The sequence below is a fragment of the Vibrio sp. C8 genome (genome assembly GCF_054051265.1).
The window spans coordinates 112,782-130,821 of the sequence record NZ_JBPAOE010000052.1; the positions used below are offsets into that span (position 1 = coordinate 112,782).

Annotated in this window: 15 protein-coding genes and 1 pseudogene; 12 read left to right on the forward strand and 4 right to left on the reverse strand. The window is 44.9% G+C overall.

The window, feature by feature from the left end; all coding sequences use genetic code 11:
- Positions 1-72 precede the first annotated feature (72 nt).
- From xdhA to ACRQQK_RS19985, 8 genes are all read left to right on the forward strand, one after another.
- Entirely contained in the window at positions 73-1,482 is a 1,410-nt protein-coding gene (gene xdhA, locus ACRQQK_RS19950) for a xanthine dehydrogenase small subunit (RefSeq protein ID WP_457514324.1), read from the forward strand.
- Complete coding sequence (gene xdhB / locus ACRQQK_RS19955) at positions 1,475-3,859, forward strand: xanthine dehydrogenase molybdopterin binding subunit (protein WP_457514325.1); 2,385 nt, start codon at positions 1,475-1,477, stop codon at positions 3,857-3,859. Before xdhA ends, xdhB begins: the two co-directional genes overlap by 8 nt.
- Positions 3,843-4,784: a xanthine dehydrogenase accessory protein XdhC gene (gene xdhC / locus ACRQQK_RS19960; RefSeq protein WP_457514326.1), complete on the forward strand. Its 942-nt coding sequence runs from the start codon at positions 3,843-3,845 to the stop codon at positions 4,782-4,784. Before xdhB ends, xdhC begins: the two co-directional genes overlap by 17 nt.
- On the forward strand, positions 4,781-5,272 hold the full coding sequence (gene uraD / locus ACRQQK_RS19965; protein ID WP_457514328.1) for a 2-oxo-4-hydroxy-4-carboxy-5-ureidoimidazoline decarboxylase: 492 nt from the start codon (positions 4,781-4,783) through the stop codon (positions 5,270-5,272). Before xdhC ends, uraD begins: the two co-directional genes overlap by 4 nt.
- A complete protein-coding gene (gene uraH, locus ACRQQK_RS19970; RefSeq protein WP_457514330.1) occupies positions 5,269-5,592 on the forward strand; it encodes a hydroxyisourate hydrolase in 324 nt (107 codons plus the stop codon). Before uraD ends, uraH begins: the two co-directional genes overlap by 4 nt.
- Before the next feature lies 1 nt (position 5,593).
- Complete coding sequence (gene guaD / locus ACRQQK_RS19975; protein ID WP_457514332.1) at positions 5,594-6,961, forward strand: guanine deaminase; 1,368 nt, start codon at positions 5,594-5,596, stop codon at positions 6,959-6,961.
- Positions 6,907-8,169, forward strand: coding sequence for a urate hydroxylase PuuD (locus tag ACRQQK_RS19980; protein WP_457514334.1), 1,263 nt, complete (start codon positions 6,907-6,909; stop codon positions 8,167-8,169). Before guaD ends, ACRQQK_RS19980 begins: the two co-directional genes overlap by 55 nt.
- Positions 8,170-8,652: 483 nt before the next feature.
- On the forward strand, positions 8,653-8,997 hold the full coding sequence (locus ACRQQK_RS19985; RefSeq protein WP_457514335.1) for a YajD family HNH nuclease: 345 nt from the start codon (positions 8,653-8,655) through the stop codon (positions 8,995-8,997).
- A 154-nt stretch (positions 8,998-9,151) separates the two neighbouring features.
- Here ACRQQK_RS19985 and ACRQQK_RS19990 read toward each other — a convergent pair whose 3' ends face one another.
- The gene (locus ACRQQK_RS19990) at positions 9,152-9,805 is read right to left on the reverse strand and encodes a glutathione S-transferase family protein (protein ID WP_457514336.1); all 654 of its coding nucleotides are present in this window, start codon (positions 9,803-9,805) and stop codon (positions 9,152-9,154) included.
- Between the two features lie 96 nt (positions 9,806-9,901).
- Here ACRQQK_RS19990 and ACRQQK_RS19995 point away from each other — a divergent pair, with 96 nt between their 5' ends.
- The 4 genes and pseudogenes from ACRQQK_RS19995 (at position 9,902) to ACRQQK_RS20010 (ending at position 14,196) form a co-directional block, all read left to right on the forward strand.
- A complete protein-coding gene (locus ACRQQK_RS19995; protein WP_457514338.1) occupies positions 9,902-10,795 on the forward strand; it encodes a LysR family transcriptional regulator in 894 nt (297 codons plus the stop codon).
- Between the two features lie 168 nt (positions 10,796-10,963).
- A pseudogene (locus ACRQQK_RS20000) lies at positions 10,964-11,411 on the forward strand (GNAT family N-acetyltransferase).
- Between the two features lie 50 nt (positions 11,412-11,461).
- A complete protein-coding gene (locus tag ACRQQK_RS20005) occupies positions 11,462-11,914 on the forward strand; it encodes a GNAT family N-acetyltransferase (protein ID WP_457514445.1) in 453 nt (150 codons plus the stop codon).
- A 269-nt stretch (positions 11,915-12,183) separates the two neighbouring features.
- Positions 12,184-14,196, forward strand: a complete 2,013-nt coding sequence (locus tag ACRQQK_RS20010) for a methyl-accepting chemotaxis protein (RefSeq protein ID WP_457514340.1) — start codon at positions 12,184-12,186, stop codon at positions 14,194-14,196.
- 140 nt (positions 14,197-14,336) lie between these two features.
- Here the strand turns inward: ACRQQK_RS20010 and ACRQQK_RS20015 are convergent, their stop codons facing one another.
- From ACRQQK_RS20015 to ACRQQK_RS20025, 3 genes are read right to left on the reverse strand one after another with little or no spacing between them, the layout of a single operon-like run.
- Positions 14,337-15,548: an acetyl-CoA C-acetyltransferase gene (locus ACRQQK_RS20015; protein WP_457514342.1), complete on the reverse strand. Its 1,212-nt coding sequence runs from the start codon at positions 15,546-15,548 to the stop codon at positions 14,337-14,339.
- 16 nt (positions 15,549-15,564) lie between these two features.
- Positions 15,565-16,299 (reverse strand): 3-oxoacyl-ACP reductase FabG, encoded by a 735-nt coding sequence (fabG, locus tag ACRQQK_RS20020; RefSeq protein WP_457514344.1) that lies wholly within the window; start codon positions 16,297-16,299, stop codon positions 15,565-15,567.
- 60 nt (positions 16,300-16,359) lie between these two features.
- Positions 16,360-17,943: an acyl CoA:acetate/3-ketoacid CoA transferase gene (locus ACRQQK_RS20025; protein WP_457514345.1), complete on the reverse strand. Its 1,584-nt coding sequence runs from the start codon at positions 17,941-17,943 to the stop codon at positions 16,360-16,362.
- Between the last annotated feature and the right edge of the window lie 97 nt (positions 17,944-18,040).

Consider the following 18,040-nt stretch of genomic DNA (forward strand, 5'->3'; position numbering starts at 1 on the left):
CCCATACTCATTGAAGCAAGGAAGCGCAGAAAGTAAGGCTAAAGCTACAATTAGAAAGGGAGAGAGGAAGTTATGTTAGAGCTAATGATTAATAGTGAGGTCGTCAAAGTGGCGTCTGCCAAAGCAGATACCATGCTATTGAACTACCTGCGCGAACAAAAGCAGATGACGGGCTCTAAAGAAGGATGCGCAAGCGGCGACTGCGGAGCTTGTACTGTCGTTTTAGTCAGCTTAGAGGGTGATAACGTCAATTATCGCCAAATAAACGCCTGCATTACGCCAATTCACTCACTGCATGGCAAACAGGTCGTTACGGTAGAACATCTAAAACAGGGCAAGCAACTCCACCCTGTTCAACAAATAGTGGTAGATAAACACGGTACACAATGTGGATTCTGCACGCCGGGTTTTGTGATGTCGTTGTACGCACTTTCCAAACAAACCGAAAAACCACAACACCCTGCAGATTTCTTAGCAGGTAACTTATGCCGTTGTACCGGTTATGGCCCTCTGATTGAAGCCGCCAACACCATTGCAACCACTGAGATTGAAGATCCTCTTAGCGCTGAAATCGAAAGCGTTAAAGCATGGATGAAATCTGTTCAGCCGTTAGAAAGTGCTCAGTATATTAAGCCAACCACTCGTCAAGCTCTGGCAAAAGCACGTGCTGAACATCCGAATGCAAAACTGATTGCTGGTGGTACTGATTTGTCGCTGGAAGTCACGCAACAACTGAAATCCATTCCCGAACTGATTGATATTTCACACGTTGATGACCTACTTGGTATTACCGAAACCACCTCAGGCTGGCGTATCGGCGCAGCGGTGCCGATGAACATTGTTCATGAATTTATGAAGAAACACTTCCCAACCACGGATGAAGTGATTGAACGTTTGGGCAGTTTGACCATCCGCCACCGAGCAACACTGGGCGGAAGCCTTGGTCATGCCTCGCCTATTGGTGATATTGCACCACTACTTATGAGCCTTCAGGGCAGAATTGAACTGGATGATGGCGTAAACAAAACCCTTTATGCACCAGAAGATTACATCACTGGCTATCGCGAAACCTTAATCAAACCAAACCAGTGGATCAGTGCGATTCACCTACCGCGTTTAGCTCCAAACCAACTCCATGCTATCTACAAAGTCAGCAAGCGTTATGAGGACGATATTGCAACCGTCACTTTTGCTATCAACATGACCATAGGTTCAGACAAACGCGTTAAGAGCTGCATTATTTCAGCAGGCGGTGTGGCCGCTAAATCTGTGCGTTTATTTGAGTTAGAAGAAGTCTTTGTTGGTCACCCAATCACACAACCTATCGTCAACAAAGCACGTCAAAAGGTTACTCAGGTGATTCATCCGTTAAGTGACGTTCGCGGCTCTGCGGAGTATCGCGTAAAACTGGTACAAAACCTGCTGCAACGCTTTTACCTAGAATCACAGCAAGTTGAAACAAGGTTGGTGCAACATGCGTAAATTAACTTCTGTTTTTAAACAAACTGCTGTTGATACTCAAACTTCTGCGCAACAACCTGTCACTGAGGTTGTAGGCAAACCGCACAAACATGAAAGTGCCGATAAGCAAGTGAGTGGCGAAGCTTTGTTTGTTGATGATTATGTAACTCCAAGAAACTGCCTTCATGCTGCTGTTGTCATCTCATCCATTGCCAAAGGCAAAATTACCAACTTGGATCTTTCTTCTGTTGAGAATGCCGACGGTGTAGTTAAGGTTTTTACTGCGGATGCGATTCCCGGTGAAAAAGACATTGGTACTATTTTCAAAGGCGACCCACTGCTGGCTTTGGACAATGAAATTCGCTATTTCGGTCAGCCTATCGCGCTAGTATTGGCAACCACTCACGACCAAGCATGGAAAGCCGCTCGTTTAGCTTCTGTTGAATACCAACAAGAAGAAGTTGTGCTAAGCCACGAAAACGCCAGTGAGCTGCTTCCTTCTCACCAAATGGGCAAACACATTGAACAGAGCGTTTTTGAAAATGCGGATATCGCCATAGACAGCGATATGCACGTCGGCGGTCAGGAGCATTTCTATCTGGAAGGACAAGTGAGCCTTGCAGAAATCACCGAAGATGGCGGAATTTTTGTACGTTCATCAACTCAAAACCCTTCTGAAATTCAAAAACTGATTGCTGAAGTTCTGCATGTTGATTTCAACCATGTAACGGTTGATATGCGCCGTATGGGCGGTGGTTTTGGTGGTAAAGAAAGCCAGGCCGCACAATGGGCATGTTTGGCATCGCTTGGCGCTTATCACACAAAACGTGCCGTTAAAATTCGACTGCCTCGCGGTATTGATATGACGGCGACAGGTAAACGTCACCCGTTCTACAACCGCTACCAAATCGCGGCGAACAAACAAGGTGAAATCATCGCGGCGGATATCCAAGTGAACGGTATTTGTGGTCACTCCCCTGACTTGTCTGATGCGATTGTCGACCGCGCAATGTTCCATGCCGACAACGCTTATTTCCTTGGTAAGGCATGTATTGAAGGCAATCGTCTGAAAACAGATATGGTTTCTCATACAGCTTATCGTGGATTCGGTGGTCCTCAAGGGATGATCGTGATCGAAAAAGCGATGGAAGAGCTGGCGCTAACCGTCAGACAAGATCCACTCGATATTCGCCTTAAAAACCTCTATCGAGCAGGCAAAAACATCACGCCTTACGGCATGCAGGTGGATCAATACGACGCCATGCTTGAAATCATGAAGCAGCTTGAACAAAGCAGTGACTATCGCGCTCGCCGTGAACAAGTGAACCAATGGAACAAAAGCCATTCTGTATTGAAAAAAGGCTTGTCGTTAACACCGATTAAATTCGGTATTTCGTTTACCGCAACGCACCTCAACCAAGCTGGTGCACTTATCCACGTCTACACAGACGGCACTATGCAGGTTTCTCATGGCGGTACCGAAATGGGTCAAGGTCTGCATACCAAGATTGCGCAAATCGTGGCACAAACTTTTGGTGTAAGCTTAGACAAGGTGCTGGTTACCTCTACCCGTACAGACAAAGTACCAAACACCTCACCAACCGCAGCATCTTCCGGTGCTGATTTGAATGGTATGGCAGCGCACAAAGCAGCGTTAGAGATTAAACAGCGTCTGCTGGAATTTGCACGTAACCACTACAAGGTTGAAGACGTCGATATCGTTAACGGCGAGCTTGTAGGTGTGAATGAAACCGTCACTTGGGCTCAGTTGGTACAAAAAGCTTATATGGCACGTGTATCTCTTTCTGCAACCGGCTTTTACCAAACACCAAAAATTGGTTACGACAGAAAAACCGCGACTGGACATCCTTTCTTCTACTTCTCACTAGGTGCATCTTGTTCCGAAGTCACGATTGATACTCTCACTGGAGAGATGCGTGTTGATCGCGTGGATATTCTGCACGATGTGGGCAACAGCTTAAACCCAGCCATCGACCAAGGTCAGATTGAAGGCGCGTTTGTGCAAGGTTTAGGATGGCTGACCACCGAGGAACTTGTATGGCATGAAGACGGTCACCTGCTCAGTAACAGTCCAATGAACTACAAGATCCCGACGATTGGTGACTATCCGAAACAGATGCAGATTGATTTGTATGAGAAAGCCAACCCAGAGCACAGTATTTATCGCTCGAAAGCGGTGGGCGAACCGCCTTTTATGCATGCAATCAGCGTTTGGTGTGCAACTTATGATGCAGTGGCTTCTATCAGTGGTCACAAACATGCGCCGCAGTTGCATGCCCCTGCTACCGGCGAAACCATTTTGAGAGCGTGTGAAGAGCAGCTTCAATGGCTTGAACACAATGTTGTGGAGGAGACTGAAGATGCCGTCACACCATAATCCTCAAGGTTTTGAGCAGTTCAATGTTGATCAGTTCAATAAGAATGGACTACTCAACAACCCAGGCATGCACTGGCTGAAAGCGTGCCAGATGCTTGAACAACAAGGCGAAGCTTATTGCATCGCAACTGTAGTTGCTTACGTTGGCTCGGTACCGAGATCAAGCGGCGCAAAAATGGTGATTACACCAGCGTGCCAGTTCGACACGCTGGGCGGTGGGAACCTTGAGTTTCAAGTTATTGCTCAGGCTCGAGAAGGATTAGCTTCTCATCAAAGCCAAGTTTCCATTGAACGTTTCTCCCTTTCGGCGGATCTCGGTCAATGTTGCGGCGGCGCGGTTCAGGTGATGTTTGAGTATTTCCGTACTCAGACACCTCAAGTGGTTATCTTTGGCGCTGGTCACGTATGCCAAGCATTAACCACAGTGTTAAATGAGCTGCCTTGTCAGTTAACTGTGGTTGATAGCCGCCACGAATGGCTTGCGCCTATACAGGACAAAGGCATCAAGGTTGAACTGCTGGAAAATCCAATTGAAGCGTTAGGCCAACTACCTAACAACGCATATGTCATTGTGATGACTCAAGATCATGGGCTCGACTTTGAAATTACCCGTCTGGCACTGGAAGAAAACCGCTTCGCGTTTGTCGGTCTTATCGGCTCACAAGGTAAAAAGCAGCGCTTTGAATTCCGTTTGAAAGAACAGCTCACAGACGCAGATCTCATTCATAACCTCACCTGCCCGATTGGTCATCCGGATGTGAAAGGCAAATTGCCAATGCAGGTTGCTGTTTCGGTAGCGGCTCAACTGATTGGTTTATTCAGTGAACAAGAAGCCAACACCATTAACCGTGATACCAACAGCGAAGAAGTGCAATGGAAACAGGCAAATGAAGCTCGTAAGGTTTTAAAGGAAGAAAAGCAATGACAGCAGTACGAACGAGCTTGGAACTCGACGATCAAGCACTGAACAAAATCTGCACCAGTCAGAAATGGGTATCGTTGGTGAAAGCCAAAATACCTTTTAAAAACCCTTCTGAGCTCAAAAACGCGGCAGAGGAAGCATTTGCAGAGCTTGAAGAACAAGATTGGCTAGAGGCGTTCGCTGGTCACCCAATGATTGGTGATATCTCTACTCTGCAAAAGAAATACGCACAGGGAAAATCATTAAGTGAAAAAGAGCAAGGCGGCGTAAAAGGCGCTTCCGATGAAACCTTGCAGCAACTGCTTTCACTGAACAAAGAATACGCAGAGAAATTCGGTTTTATCTTCATCGTATGCGCGACCAACAAAAGCGCAGATGAAATGCTCAGCATGTTAAAAGCGCGCCTTAACCGCACTCGAGAACAAGAGTTGCAACAAGCCGCAATAGAACAACAAAAAATCAGTCAGATAAGAATGGAAGCTTATTTATGAACAAACTCAGTTGCCATGTACTGGACACCGCTAACGGTCATCCCGCTGCAAATATCGTTGTAAAACTTTATCGCTTGGGCAGTTTCGATTGCCTTGCTGAGGAAGCCACAAACGAAGATGGTCGCGCTGTTTTTGAAGGCATTACGCTTGATAAACATAACTTTACTTTGCGCTTTCTCGTTCAGCCTTACTGTGAAGAACAATTCGGAGCGTCTTTCTTCCCAATGATCGACGTGCATTTCACCGTAAGCGACGACAGAAACTACCACATACCGCTACTTCTCTCGCCATACTCATATTCCAGCTATCGAGGTAGTTAGTATGACGTTAAAGGTACACAGAGGAAGCTTACTCCACTTCCCAAAAGTGACATCGTCACCGTCTGAGAACTATCAGTATTGGAATGACGGCGTGCTCGTGGTGGAAAATGGACGTATTACCCACGTAGGAGATGCCAAAGAGTTCTTTTCAATCTCAGCTAATAAAGCGTTGTTGATTCAAGGACATGTGACTCAGCATCACGGACTGCTTATTCCGGGGATGATTGATGCTCATGTGCATTTCCCTCAAATAGAGATGATTGCCAGCTATGGCAAGCAACTGTTGGATTGGTTAAACACATATACTTTTCCGACAGAGCTAATGTTCGCTAATCAAGACTACTGCGATGCTCAGGCAGAGTTCTTCATCAAGCAACTTTTTGCTCATGGCACAACCACAGCCAGCGTATTTGCCACCGTTCATCCGCAGTCGGTTAACGCGTTTTTTACCGCAGCGGAACGACATGATGCACGAATGATTTGCGGCAAAATAATGATGGACCGTTTCTGTCCTGACGAACTGCAAGACACACCTGAATCCGGCTATCGTGAAAGTAAAGAACTAATCGAACGTTGGCACAAAAATGGGCGGGCTCTCTATGCCATTACGCCTCGCTTTGCACCAACCAGTACACCAGAGCAACTTGCAAAAGCAGGACAACTTGCGAAAGAGCATCCGGACACTTTCATTCAAACACACTTGAGTGAAAACCATGGTGAAATGGCATGGGTAAAAGACCTCTTCCCAGAAGAAGGCGATTACCTAGCTGTGTATGAGCGCTATAACCTAGTGCGAGACCGTGCTCTGTTTGGTCATGCTCTGCATCTTAATGATCGTGAATTTAAATCTTTAGCAGCAAACGGCGCTTCTATTGCGTTCTGTCCTTCTTCGAACCTGTTTTTAGGCAGTGGTTTATTTGACTATCAAAAAGCAAAAGAAGCAGGGATTCCGGTCGCTATTGCCAGCGATGTAGGTGCAGGCACCAGTTTGAGTCTGCTGCGTAACCAAAGTGATGCTTACAAAGTATGTCAGTTACAAGGCGTGAGCTTAGATGCGTTCGAATCTCTCTATCTCTGCACTCAGGGAGCTGCGGCAGCCATGGGGCTCGACCACCTCATCGGCAATTTTAATATCGGCACTGAAGCCGATTTCGTGGAACTCGATCTCACAGCATTTCCAATGCTCAAGCAGCGCATTTTGCGTTGTCAGGAATTGTCAGAGCAACTTTTCGCTTTGGTCACACTGGGTGACGAGCGTGTGATCGAGAAAACCTATGTTCATGGAAAATTAGTTTATCAAAAGGATGTAATGTTATGTGGCCACAACTCTACGAATGGATTGCGCTATTTATCAAGTGGTTCCATGTAATCTGCGGCGTCGCATGGATTGGCGCAAGTTTCTATTTCACTTGGTTAGATAACTCTTTAGAAACGCCGCCAAAGTGGAAACAGGACAAAGGAATAAAAGGCGATCTTTGGGCGCTCCACGGTGGTGGCTTCTATGAAGTCGCCAAATACCAAGTTGGCCCAGAACAAATGCCTGAAAAGCTGCACTGGTTTAAATGGGAAGCCTACTCCACGTGGCTGACAGGTACTGCGTTGTTAATTTGGATGTACTACTTCAACGCGCAAGCTTACCTTATTGACCCTCGTGTTATGGAACTGAGCACGCTTCAAGCTGTGAGTTTAGGTATAGGGACTATCTTCCTTGGCGTGGTTGTGTACGAAGGATTAATGCGTTCTCCATTGAACCGTTCAACACCTCTGTTTATTGGCGTGTTAGTGCTATTCGGCGCGCTATTCTTCTATGCTTTCGCCCATATGTTCAGTGGCCGTGGTGCTTTCATTCACATGGGTGCTCTGATCGGTTCGATAATGGTGAACAACGTTTTCCATAAGATCATCCCGGGTCAACGGAAGATGGTAAAACAAGTGGCCGCCGGTGAACCTGTAGATCCAGCTCCGGGCTTAGAAGGCAAACGCCGTTCAATCCACAACAACTACTTCACGCTGCCTATCATCTTTTTGATGATCAGCAACCACTATCCGATGATTTACCAGCACGCACAAAGCTGGCTAATTGGGCTTTTAATTATGCTTATCAGTGCTTACATTCGCCATTACTTCAACCTCAAGCACTCTGGTCAGTCAAAACCGAGCGTGATGTATGTGGGTGCTGGCGCTATGTTTGCGCTGGCAGTTGCAATTAGTTGGCAAGCAACATCACAGCTACACGCACCAAAAGTGGTTGCGGCGCAAGGTTCTGAGTCTGCCTTGACGGAAACAGTGGCGACTGCTTCCGTAGAAGCTGAACTTCAACTCACAGAACAGCAACATTCAGTGTTAGGCATTATTGAAGCTCGCTGCGGCCAGTGCCACAGTTCAACACCTACAGATGATGTGTTTAAAGTGGCACCAAGTGGCGCGGTATTCGATACATGGCAAGATGTGGAACGTTGGAAATCCCGCATTATTGCCCGCGCTGTCGTCAGTGGCGATATGCCGTTCCTCAATAAAACAGAAATGACCAACGCTGAACGTCAAGAGCTGAATAAAATACTTAACGCCAGCGAATAACCCAAAAACCACCAGCGCAACGCTGGTGGTTTTTTATCCCTTCTGAAAATATAGACATCACCACAGCCTTTCTTCTATCTCGCTTAAAATCGTTTAGTAAGTCGTACTCGGACCGAGAACATCGTTAGCAAAGCAAACCAACCTCACTGAATCCGCACTGTTGCATATTAAGAGTGAGCAAGATATAACCTAAAACTCGTCTTACATTTCCAGCAAATGTTTCAAAATAGCTAAAACATCAGCGGTTAATGGAAGAATAAGTATCAGAATACAAGTACGCTAGATATGCATGAATGGAATCAAAGCAACTATCTTATAAGTACTGATAAACAAAAATTCAACATTCAGGAAATACATCAATATCTGACTCGATCGCCTTGGACGAAAGGAATCTAGCTTGGAACTTCGGCTTAACCTTCGTCAATTTATCCAATTTATGCTTATGTTAGTGTCAGAGCTTAATTAATACATGGGGATACCAACATGTCATCAGACTATTATGGAACCAGTGCCAGTTATGCACGGAAGGAAGCCGACTATCGGGAAAAAGCACTTAAATTATATCCTTGGGTATGCGGTAGGTGCGCTAGAGAGTTTGTGTACTCAAACCTACGTGAGTTAACCGTTCACCACAAAGATCATGACCATACAAATAATCCAGAAGATGGCAGTAACTGGGAATTGTTGTGTCTCTATTGCCACGATAATGAGCACAGTAAATACCTTGACCATGAACGTTACGGAAGTGAAATAAAACCCGGTGAAGATGAACACCAAGGGGCGACATACAATCCCTTCGCTGATTTAGCGAAGATGATGAAGAAATGATTCTAGAGAACTAAAGCGATTATGTATTCTGAGTACTTGAGGGACGACTTAGATTTAAAGGGCAATAACCAAGACTAAACCACACCTGATTTAAGCGGACAGGCATCATCCTAAAAACGATCACCTGTCCCTTCGCTGTAACAGCTTTGTTCAGTCAGCTTTGGCTTTTGCTAACGTCACTATTATCTGTTCCCTTTCGCAATCCAACATTCGAAAGTTTCATAGGAACAAAGCCTGGTAGTGCCTCGACTCTTTTGAGCCACGCTTCCACGTCTGGGTAGTCAGCCAAGCTTATACCGCCCTCTGGCGCTAACTTGATATAACTGTAAAGTGCTAAGTCAGCAATAGTCGGCGTTGTTCCTACCAACCACTGGCGGCCATTTTGGTAGTTCTCAAGTTGTTTGAGTAACTTATATGCTTCTTGAGTGAGTGGTTCACGGTCAATGCTTCGATTAAATATGTTCGCTGCGCGCAGTTTGGCTATTGATCCCGCGAGTCGATTAGCGGCTAGAGAGAGAAACTGCTCAATATGCGCACGCAGTTGGGGGGATTCCGGAAGCCATTGTTGCTGTTTATCATAAACGGTGGCGAGATAAACCAAGATCGCGTTTGAATCAGCAATAACCGTTTCACCATCCACCAAAACAGGTATCTGCCCAAAGGGATTAAGTGCTAAAAATTCTGGTTGTTGATGTTCTCCAGCAGGCAAATCGACAGTAATAAGCTCAAAATTCAATTCGAGCATATTTAATAGCATATGTGCGCGGTGAGCATGCCCCGAGATCGGGTGCCAGTATAATTTGAGCATGGTTTTCTCCTATTCGTTTTTTATATTTAAGAACAACTTGCTTAGAAGAAAAAGCCCACTAACATGGAATGATAATTTCAAATATGTTGATAATTTATGGATACTATCGATGGAATGAGAACCGTTGTGGCAGTGATAGAGACAGGCTCTTTTACTGCAGCTTCAGAGCGTTTAGGGATTTCTAAATCTCTTACGTCCAAATACGTTAATCAGGTTGAAGAGCAGCTTGGGGTTAAACTGTTTCATCGCACTACCCGAAGGCTTTCAGTCAATCAGTCTGGTCAAGAATACTACCTTCAAGCGCAACAGGTTTTGACCAACCTTGATAAGCTATATCAACAACTTCACTCAAACAATAAAGATGTCGCTGGACCTTTACGTGTAACCGCGTCTCAAGGGTTTGCAGAGGAATTATTTAGCCCTCTTCTTCCTGAGTTTTATGTGCTCTACCCAGATATCCAGATTGATATGATTGTTACCAATCAAAAACTTAATTTGGTGGAACAAGCCATAGACATCGCTTTTCGTGCCAGTGAACTCGAGGACTCCAACTTAAAATATCGTAAGATAATGCCGCTTCAAAGTTCGGTGTATGCGTCTCCAGAACTGGCAAAGCAATATGAGCGTGATACGGATTTGTCACAATTGCCATGCCTTATAGATACCAATCTTCACCCCACTGCTCGTTGGCCTGTGATTAGCTCTTCGAATCAGAACAATAGCGGTAATAGTCTTGCCGTTCACGCCGTTTTCAAAAGCAATAGCCCAAGGATGATCCGTCAATTGACGCTGTCATCCGTCGGGGCTAGCTATCAACCCGATATTATCGCCGAACCTTATGTTAAAAAGGGACTACTGAAAAAACTTGAAGTCGGATTTAAGCCTCTTGAGTATCCGTTAAACGCTCTCTACCGTGGAGGAGACTACCAACCTGAACGAGTGAAAGTTTTTTTAGACTTTGTTACTGAAAAGTTTGGCAAGTTTAAGTAACAACATTCGAAAACAAGTGTTTATCATAGTGTCAACCAGTTATGCTTTGGGAACACTTATGCCCTTTCATTACTAACTCGAAATTTGAGACAGCCTTCTTTGGGCATGAACTGACCTACTTTTTCTAATAACGAGATATAGCTGTATTAAATTAGGGAGTTTAAAAGGATGTACTTAAGAAAAGCCAAAGTCTCAGAGTTAGACATTGTCTATTCAATGGGATTTGATGTTTGGAATGATGGTCAGCCTTTTGAGGAATACTTAACTGATTGTCGTAACAGTAAAAAATATCAATCTGGCAATTGGTATGTGCTAGTCTCAGGTGAGCAACTTGTCTCTTCCCTTATCGTTCTTTGGCCTCAAAGAAGGGAGCTTTGGCATTGGTTCGTTAGCAACGATTCTCGAGCAACGAAACAAGGGTTATGGCTCGACGTTGATTAACTTGGTTAAAAGAGAACTGTTCAAGAATCCAAGCTGTAACTCAATTTACTTGCACAGTGATATTGAGCGTCAGTATTACAAGAATCTTGGTTTTGTCAGTGTTAATGGCTCAGACTGTATGTGTGCAGTAAAAGACGGTTCGATTGTTGAAAGTTCAATACCAGATTACTTTTAATCCATAGTTTATAGACATAGTTTCAAAATAATCAGAGCGTCCTGATGAACATGAAAATCAACTTAGTACCAGTAAAAAACCAAGAATTCGATACTTTGTTTTCTGTTGTGAAACAAGGACTTTACTCACACGTTGATACCGTCTTTGGTTGGTGTGATGACTTTCAGCGTGAACGTTTAATAAATGAATATGACCCTCATTGGTTTAATTGGATATATGTTGAAGAAATGTGCGTTGGCATGCTTTGTTTTAAGCCTTATGAAGATGCAATCCATGTACATATGCTCGTTATTTTTCCAGAGTTTCAAAAGAAGAAATTCGGTGAAAAGGTTATGAAGCATGTGCATAAAATAGCGAGGAAGCAAAATCGAAATCAGGTGACCCTATCAAGCTTTGTGTGTAATGAATCCGCTACAAAATTCTATAAATCACTTGGCTATCAGGTGATGCCAGATAGTGATGAAAATTTCCTTTCTCTGGCGTTTAGGGTTGGTTTTCCATAAGCCAAACACATGTACTTCCCTGGCCTGCCCTTACTAACAAGCTTTTGCCTAACAATGAATTAGACAGTTTCGCTTTCAATATTCTGAATTGCGATGAGTCCTTATCATTGCTATGCGAGAGTACCTATCCCCTACACCTCAAATTTCATCAAATTTGCGCATATGCAACAGTGAACTAAACTGAATCTAAACGAAATCTGCCACTTAAGTGTGGTCAATATTTGATTGATTAAGAGGTTAGTATGAGACTTCACTCCATAAGACTAAAAATGATGTTGCCTATTATTTTGCTAACTGTGTTAGTGCTGTCAATTTTTGTCTTTATGCAGGTCATAATTAAGATTGAAGATCGAGCGATGGAGAAACAAACCAAGTCTTACTTTGAAGCGATTGCCGTAGTTTTGAATGCGGATAGGGACATCTATCAAGCGCGTTTAGCTCAGGCAGAGATGCTCTCTGACTACGGAGACAAACAGCAACAGCAACAGCAAAAGGATTTCGATGAGAACGCACAACAAGTCTATGACCGTTTCCAAAATTTCCGAAAGTATCTGATAGACGAACCTGAGTTAATAGAACCTTTTAATAACTTTGACACGCTCTATGATGATTGGCTCCAAAGCAGCAAAAATGTTTCTTCCATTTATATTGCAAACCAGTTCGTTAATGACCGCTTGGCTGATATTGATAAAGACTTCTTTACAATGCGTAATTTGCTCGACCAAGCTGAAGCGAAACTGCGTGTTCATGCGTCAGACTGGAGTGAAGATAATACAGACCGACAGGTGCTTAAACGTTACCTAGATGCGCTAGCTGAAGTGCTTAATGCCGACCGAGATCTCTATCAAGCCCGTTTAGCTCAACAAAAGTTTGTCACTGGTATTGGAGATGCGGAGAAAAACCTCAGCGATTTCCAAGAAAATGCTCTGCAAGCAAACAACCGTTTTCAATCATACAGAACCTTAATGTCTCCAGAACCTGAATTCGTCACTCCTTATGAGCAATTTGACGGTCTTTTTTCAGGCTGGTTTAAAGAGAGTTCCAAACTCATGGATTCTGATGAAATAAAAATTTCTGGCAGTCAGAAAGATATACTCTCGGCTACCGATGAGAAGTTTGAACGTATTCGTGACGTACTCGATAAAGCTGGAGAAGCGGTAAAAAATCAAGGTAGGTTGAAAGAGCAAGAGACAGCTCAGGAGATTCAAAGTTATCAACAAGCCACCATTGGTATAGTGGCAATTGGTTTCCTTATTGCGTTCTTGATCAGCTACTACATACCGAAAAACATTACGCAAAATGTAAACAATATCTCGCAGCGTATTCGTGAAATTTCCGAAGGTGATGGTGATTTGACCGCACGAATCAACTCTGCTGCAAAAGATGAATTGGGAGATTTAGCAAAAGAGTTCGATGCCTTCGTTGGAAACCTACAAACGATAATGAAGACTATCCAATCAAAAAGTTCAGCATTAGGTGACTCGACGCAGCGCTTGGAGGCTGTAGCCAACTCCGTCAGCAATATCACGCAAAAGTTAGTGGAATCGAGCGATTCCATCGTGAGTGCTGCCAGCGAAATGTCGATGGCTAACGCTCAGATGGCGGATGTCGCAGCCAATACATCGGATGAATCCACCTCTGCAACCGATCACATTGACCGAGGCCGTGATGTAGTGACGTCTTCTCACGCCAGTATTGATTCACTTGTCGACAACATTGATGTGACGATGACCAAAGCCGAAGAGCTAGAGAAAAACTCAGAGGCCATCTCATCTGTTCTCGAAGTCATTCGTGGAATTGCCGAACAAACCAACCTACTCGCCTTGAATGCTGCAATTGAAGCTGCACGTGCAGGAGAATTTGGACGAGGTTTTGCGGTTGTTGCCGATGAAGTTCGCAAACTTGCCACTCAGACAGGTGAAAGTACCAACCAGATTGAGAAAATGATTAGCCAGTTGACCGACAGCGTTTCTGACGCGTTTACTGCAATAAAACTCAGTAAAGACAACGCCAACAGCGCAGTAAGCAATTTTGACAGCGTTATTCAGGTATTCGACGCGCTGAACAGTTCTCTCAGTTCAGTGCGAGATTTGTCCGAACAGACCGCACTGGCTACTCAGGAACAGTCGAGCGTCTCCAATGAGATCAATCAGAATCTCATCTCAATGAAAGACCAAACTGACGGAGTTGACCGAGCGTCTAAAGAAATTCGACAGCAGTTCAACGATCTCAATAGTGTATACATTGAGCTGAATAACCAAGTGTCGAAATTTAGGGTTTGAGTTATCGAGTTCAATTTAGTGTGTATTCATTTGATTTGAGGCCATTTTTAAGACAGCGCATACCGCTTTCATTGAAATAACTTAATGCTAGCAATAAAAGACTAACCCACTAAAGGCTAGCCTTCAGCTATTTAATGCTGTTAATGATAACGAGACAACACCAGCGCGGTTCCCATACCGCCACCAATACATAAGGATGCAAGCCCAAACTTAGATTGAGAACGCAGCATTTCATAGATCAAGCTTGTGACGATACGCCCACCGGAAGCGCCAATAGGGTGCCCCAATGCAATTGCACCGCCATTCACATTAACGTGTTCATCAAACCAAGCTTGTTCCAGGTTGTGCTGCTCAGAAAGACTCTTCATCACTCCAATCGCCTGTGCTGCGAAAGCTTCGTTGAGTTCCACCTTATCGATATCTGAGAGGTTCAACTTGGCGCGCGTTAGAGCCTGTTTAATCGCAGGAACTGGACCTAAACCCATGACTTCTGGAGCGATACCACCCTGTCCTGTCGAGACCACTTCCACTAACGGTTGCAATCCATGCTGCTTCACCACATTCTCACTAGCAATCACAAGTGCAAACGCACCGTCATTGATACCTGAAGCATTACCTGCGGTCACTGTTCCTTCTTTTTCAAATGCGGGGCGAAGCTGAGAAAGCGCTTCAAGCGTCGCGCCAAAGCGAGGATGTTCGTCAGTTTCTACCGTGACAGAACCTTTACGAGTTTTGATTTCAAGCGGGACTATCTCTTGGTTAAACCGTCCTGCTTTAATTGCAGCTTCCGCTTTGTGTTGGCTGGCTAAAGCAAACTTATCTTGTTCTTCGCGACTAATAGAAAACTGCTTAGCAATGTTTTCGGCTGTAATGCCCATATGAATGCCGCTAAACGCATCCGTTAATCCATCTCTCAATATGGTATCTGTGGCTGAGAAGTCGCCCATTTTATTGCCTGAACGCAGGTTGCCATTCATGACAAAGGGCGCATTACTCATGCTCTCCATTCCTGTAGCGACGACAATCTCTGCGTCGCCAGATCGAATAGCATTCACTGCATTCAATATGGACTTCATGCCGCTGCCACAAATCATATTGAGTGTGTATGCGGGCGTCTCGGCAGGAATACCTGCATGCATTGCTGCTTGTCGTCCAACACCCTGTCCTTGTCCAGCACTAAGCACATTTGCAGCAATCACTTCATCCACAATTTCAGGTTGTATACCAGATTGTTCCAATGCGGCTTTAATTGTGGCGCTGCCTAGTTCTACCGCTGACAGTGGCGACAAACTGCCCATAAAAGTGCCGATTGCGGTGCGTTTCGCTGCAACAATATAAACTTTGTTAGCCATAGTTTTATTTCCCCAATTAGAGCACCAATCCACCGTCGATTTTTAGTACTTGTCCGGTAATAAAGCTCGACTTATCACTTGCCAAGAACTCTACGCCATTGGCGATATCCTCAGTGGTTCCCATACGCCCTAACGGTGCTTTCTCTTTCATCATGTTGAGAACTTTTTCAGGCAGATTCGCCGTCATTGGTGTTTCGATAAAGCCCGGTGCAACACAGTTTGATCTCACTTGCGCACCTTTGCGTGCAAACTCTTTCGCCCAGCTTTTGCTCATTGCAATCACGCCACCTTTGGTTGCTGCGTAATTGCTTTGGCCAATGTTGCCATCGGTACCAACAACAGAAGACATAGTGACGATCGAACCATAATTGTTTTCCATCATTAAAGGAGCAACGGCTTGAGTAACGTTAAACACCCCCTTCAAATTGACATCAATGACTAAGTCCCATTCCGCTTCGGTCATCTTATCGATGAGTGCATCACGAGTGACACCTGCGTTGTTAACAAGCACATCCACTCGTCCGAATTGCGCCTGAATACTGGCGACAAGCTCTGCTATCGCCCCTCTGTCGCAGATATTAATAGTGACAGGCACCACTCGCTCAATATGGGAATACGCTTCCATCAACGCCTTATCATTCATGTCCAACGCATAGACCATTTCAGCGCCTTGAGTATAAAAGCGCTCAACCACTGCTTTACCGATGCCTTGTGCGGCACCCGTGACAATGCATATCTTGTTTTGAAACATATTTGCTGACCTTTTTTATCTTTCTTATTGAAATGTAGGGATTTAATCCGCTTCTGATATCTAGTCAGAGTGCAGATTTAATAAAAATTTGGGTTGAAAAATTGCACTATTCATCGTTGTTAGCTCAGGACTAATCAAAGGCTTAAACGCCATGTGACCAAGTATGTCGCGTTCAACATCAATACCGGGAGCAACTTCTATCAGCTCTATACCTTGCGCTACCATCCGAAATACCGCCCTTTCAGTGATGTAAATCACTGGCTTGTTCGCTTTTAATGCCTGATTGGCACTGAAGGTGATTTGCTCGACTTTGGAGATGAACTTGCTTTGGCTGCCTTCAGTAGTGATTTGCAGTTGCCCGCCTTCGACCTGAACATCCAAACCTTTGGCGGTGAAAGTGCCGCAGAAATACACCTCTTTGGCGTTTTGCGTAATATTGATAAAGCCGCCACAACCGGCGATTTTGGTGCCGAATCGGGAAACATTGATATCACCTTTGGCATCACATTGAGCAAGCCCCAAAAACGCTTGATCGACACCACCACCATCATAGAAATCAAACATTTGATCTTGCCCGATAATGGCATCAGGAAATGCGGACGCGCCAAAATCTAATCCACTGGCTGGAGAACCACCCACGGCGCCCGGTTCCACTGTTAATGTGAATTTATCCAGAATGCCCGCTTGCTGAGCGACTTTCGCAATATATTCAGGAGCACCAATGCCTAGATTAAGTACTGAGTTTGCTTTGAGTTCCATCGCTGCACGTCGAGCAATAATGGTTTTCGCGTCGATGACAGGTTCAACCATCGGTTCAACATTCGAGGCGTTAATGTTGCTGTGAGATGATTTGTTGCCGCGCCCGATAAACTCAGGATTCATTTGGGTCGCGAACGTCTGCATGTGCTCGCTTAAGTCTTCACACACCACAACCGCATCAACGAATATGCCTGGAATTTTGACCAGATGTGGGTCTAGCGTACCCGCGGGCACGATTTGCTTAACCTGAACAATCACTTTGCCATGGTTGTTGGTTGCAGCCTGCGCCGCGGCGAGGCTTTCAACAATCAGACACTCATCTTCCATAGTGATATTGCCGTTTTCATCGGCGGTTGTGCCTCGCAAAATAGCCACATCAATAGGGATTTTTTTGTAAAACAGATACTCTTCACCATCAATTTCCGTCACTCGAACCCAGTCTTGTGACGTAATGGAATTGAGCTTTCCACCTTCAATACGCGGGTCAACGAAAGTGCCCAATCCTACTTTGGTAAACAAACCAGGCTTGCCGGCTGCGCTATCTCGCAACAAATGAGAAATTACGCCTTGAGGCAGGTTGTAACCTTCGATCAGATTATCAACCACCAGCTGTTGCAGTTTAGGTACAAGTCCCCAGTGCCCACCAATGGCTCTTTTCACCAAGCCTTGCAGTGCAAGATGGTTAATGGCTCGTGATTTACCATCGCCCTGACCGGCAGCGAAAACCAGAGTGAGATCTTTCGGCAAGCCTGACTGCTGAAACCGTTCTCCAATCGCCCGTTCGATGGCTTCTGGCACCACACTGCCAATAAAGCCTCCGAGCATGACTGACTGCCCGTTTTCAATCCATTGCGCTGCTTGTTCTGCTGTAAGTTGTTTAACCACAATTCACCTTCCTTGATTTGATGAATTTCAGGTTAGACGTAGAGAGTCTGTTTGATAATTGCACATATAGAGATTGTGAATTTCGAATTTGCAACAA

What these genes read in the sequence shown, in the direction of transcription:
- xdhA (WP_457514324.1), top strand. Translation starts at nt 73, where the DNA reads ATGTTAGAGCTAATGATTAATAGTGAGGTCGTCAAAGTGGCGTCTGCC.
- xdhB (WP_457514325.1), top strand. Translation starts at nt 1,475, where the DNA reads ATGCGTAAATTAACTTCTGTTTTTAAACAAACTGCTGTTGATACTCAA.
- xdhC (WP_457514326.1), top strand. Translation starts at nt 3,843, where the DNA reads ATGCCGTCACACCATAATCCTCAAGGTTTTGAGCAGTTCAATGTTGAT.
- uraD (WP_457514328.1), top strand. Translation starts at nt 4,781, where the DNA reads ATGACAGCAGTACGAACGAGCTTGGAACTCGACGATCAAGCACTGAAC.
- uraH (WP_457514330.1), top strand. Translation starts at nt 5,269, where the DNA reads ATGAACAAACTCAGTTGCCATGTACTGGACACCGCTAACGGTCATCCC.
- guaD (WP_457514332.1), top strand. Translation starts at nt 5,594, where the DNA reads ATGACGTTAAAGGTACACAGAGGAAGCTTACTCCACTTCCCAAAAGTG.
- ACRQQK_RS19980 (WP_457514334.1), top strand. Translation starts at nt 6,907, where the DNA reads ATGTGGCCACAACTCTACGAATGGATTGCGCTATTTATCAAGTGGTTC.
- ACRQQK_RS19985 (WP_457514335.1), top strand. Translation starts at nt 8,653, where the DNA reads ATGTCATCAGACTATTATGGAACCAGTGCCAGTTATGCACGGAAGGAA.
- ACRQQK_RS19990 (WP_457514336.1), bottom strand. Translation starts at nt 9,805, where the DNA reads ATGCTCAAATTATACTGGCACCCGATCTCGGGGCATGCTCACCGCGCA.
- ACRQQK_RS19995 (WP_457514338.1), top strand. Translation starts at nt 9,902, where the DNA reads ATGGATACTATCGATGGAATGAGAACCGTTGTGGCAGTGATAGAGACA.
- ACRQQK_RS20005 (WP_457514445.1), top strand. Translation starts at nt 11,462, where the DNA reads ATGAAAATCAACTTAGTACCAGTAAAAAACCAAGAATTCGATACTTTG.
- ACRQQK_RS20010 (WP_457514340.1), top strand. Translation starts at nt 12,184, where the DNA reads ATGATGTTGCCTATTATTTTGCTAACTGTGTTAGTGCTGTCAATTTTT.
- ACRQQK_RS20015 (WP_457514342.1), bottom strand. Translation starts at nt 15,548, where the DNA reads ATGGCTAACAAAGTTTATATTGTTGCAGCGAAACGCACCGCAATCGGC.
- fabG (WP_457514344.1), bottom strand. Translation starts at nt 16,299, where the DNA reads ATGTTTCAAAACAAGATATGCATTGTCACGGGTGCCGCACAAGGCATC.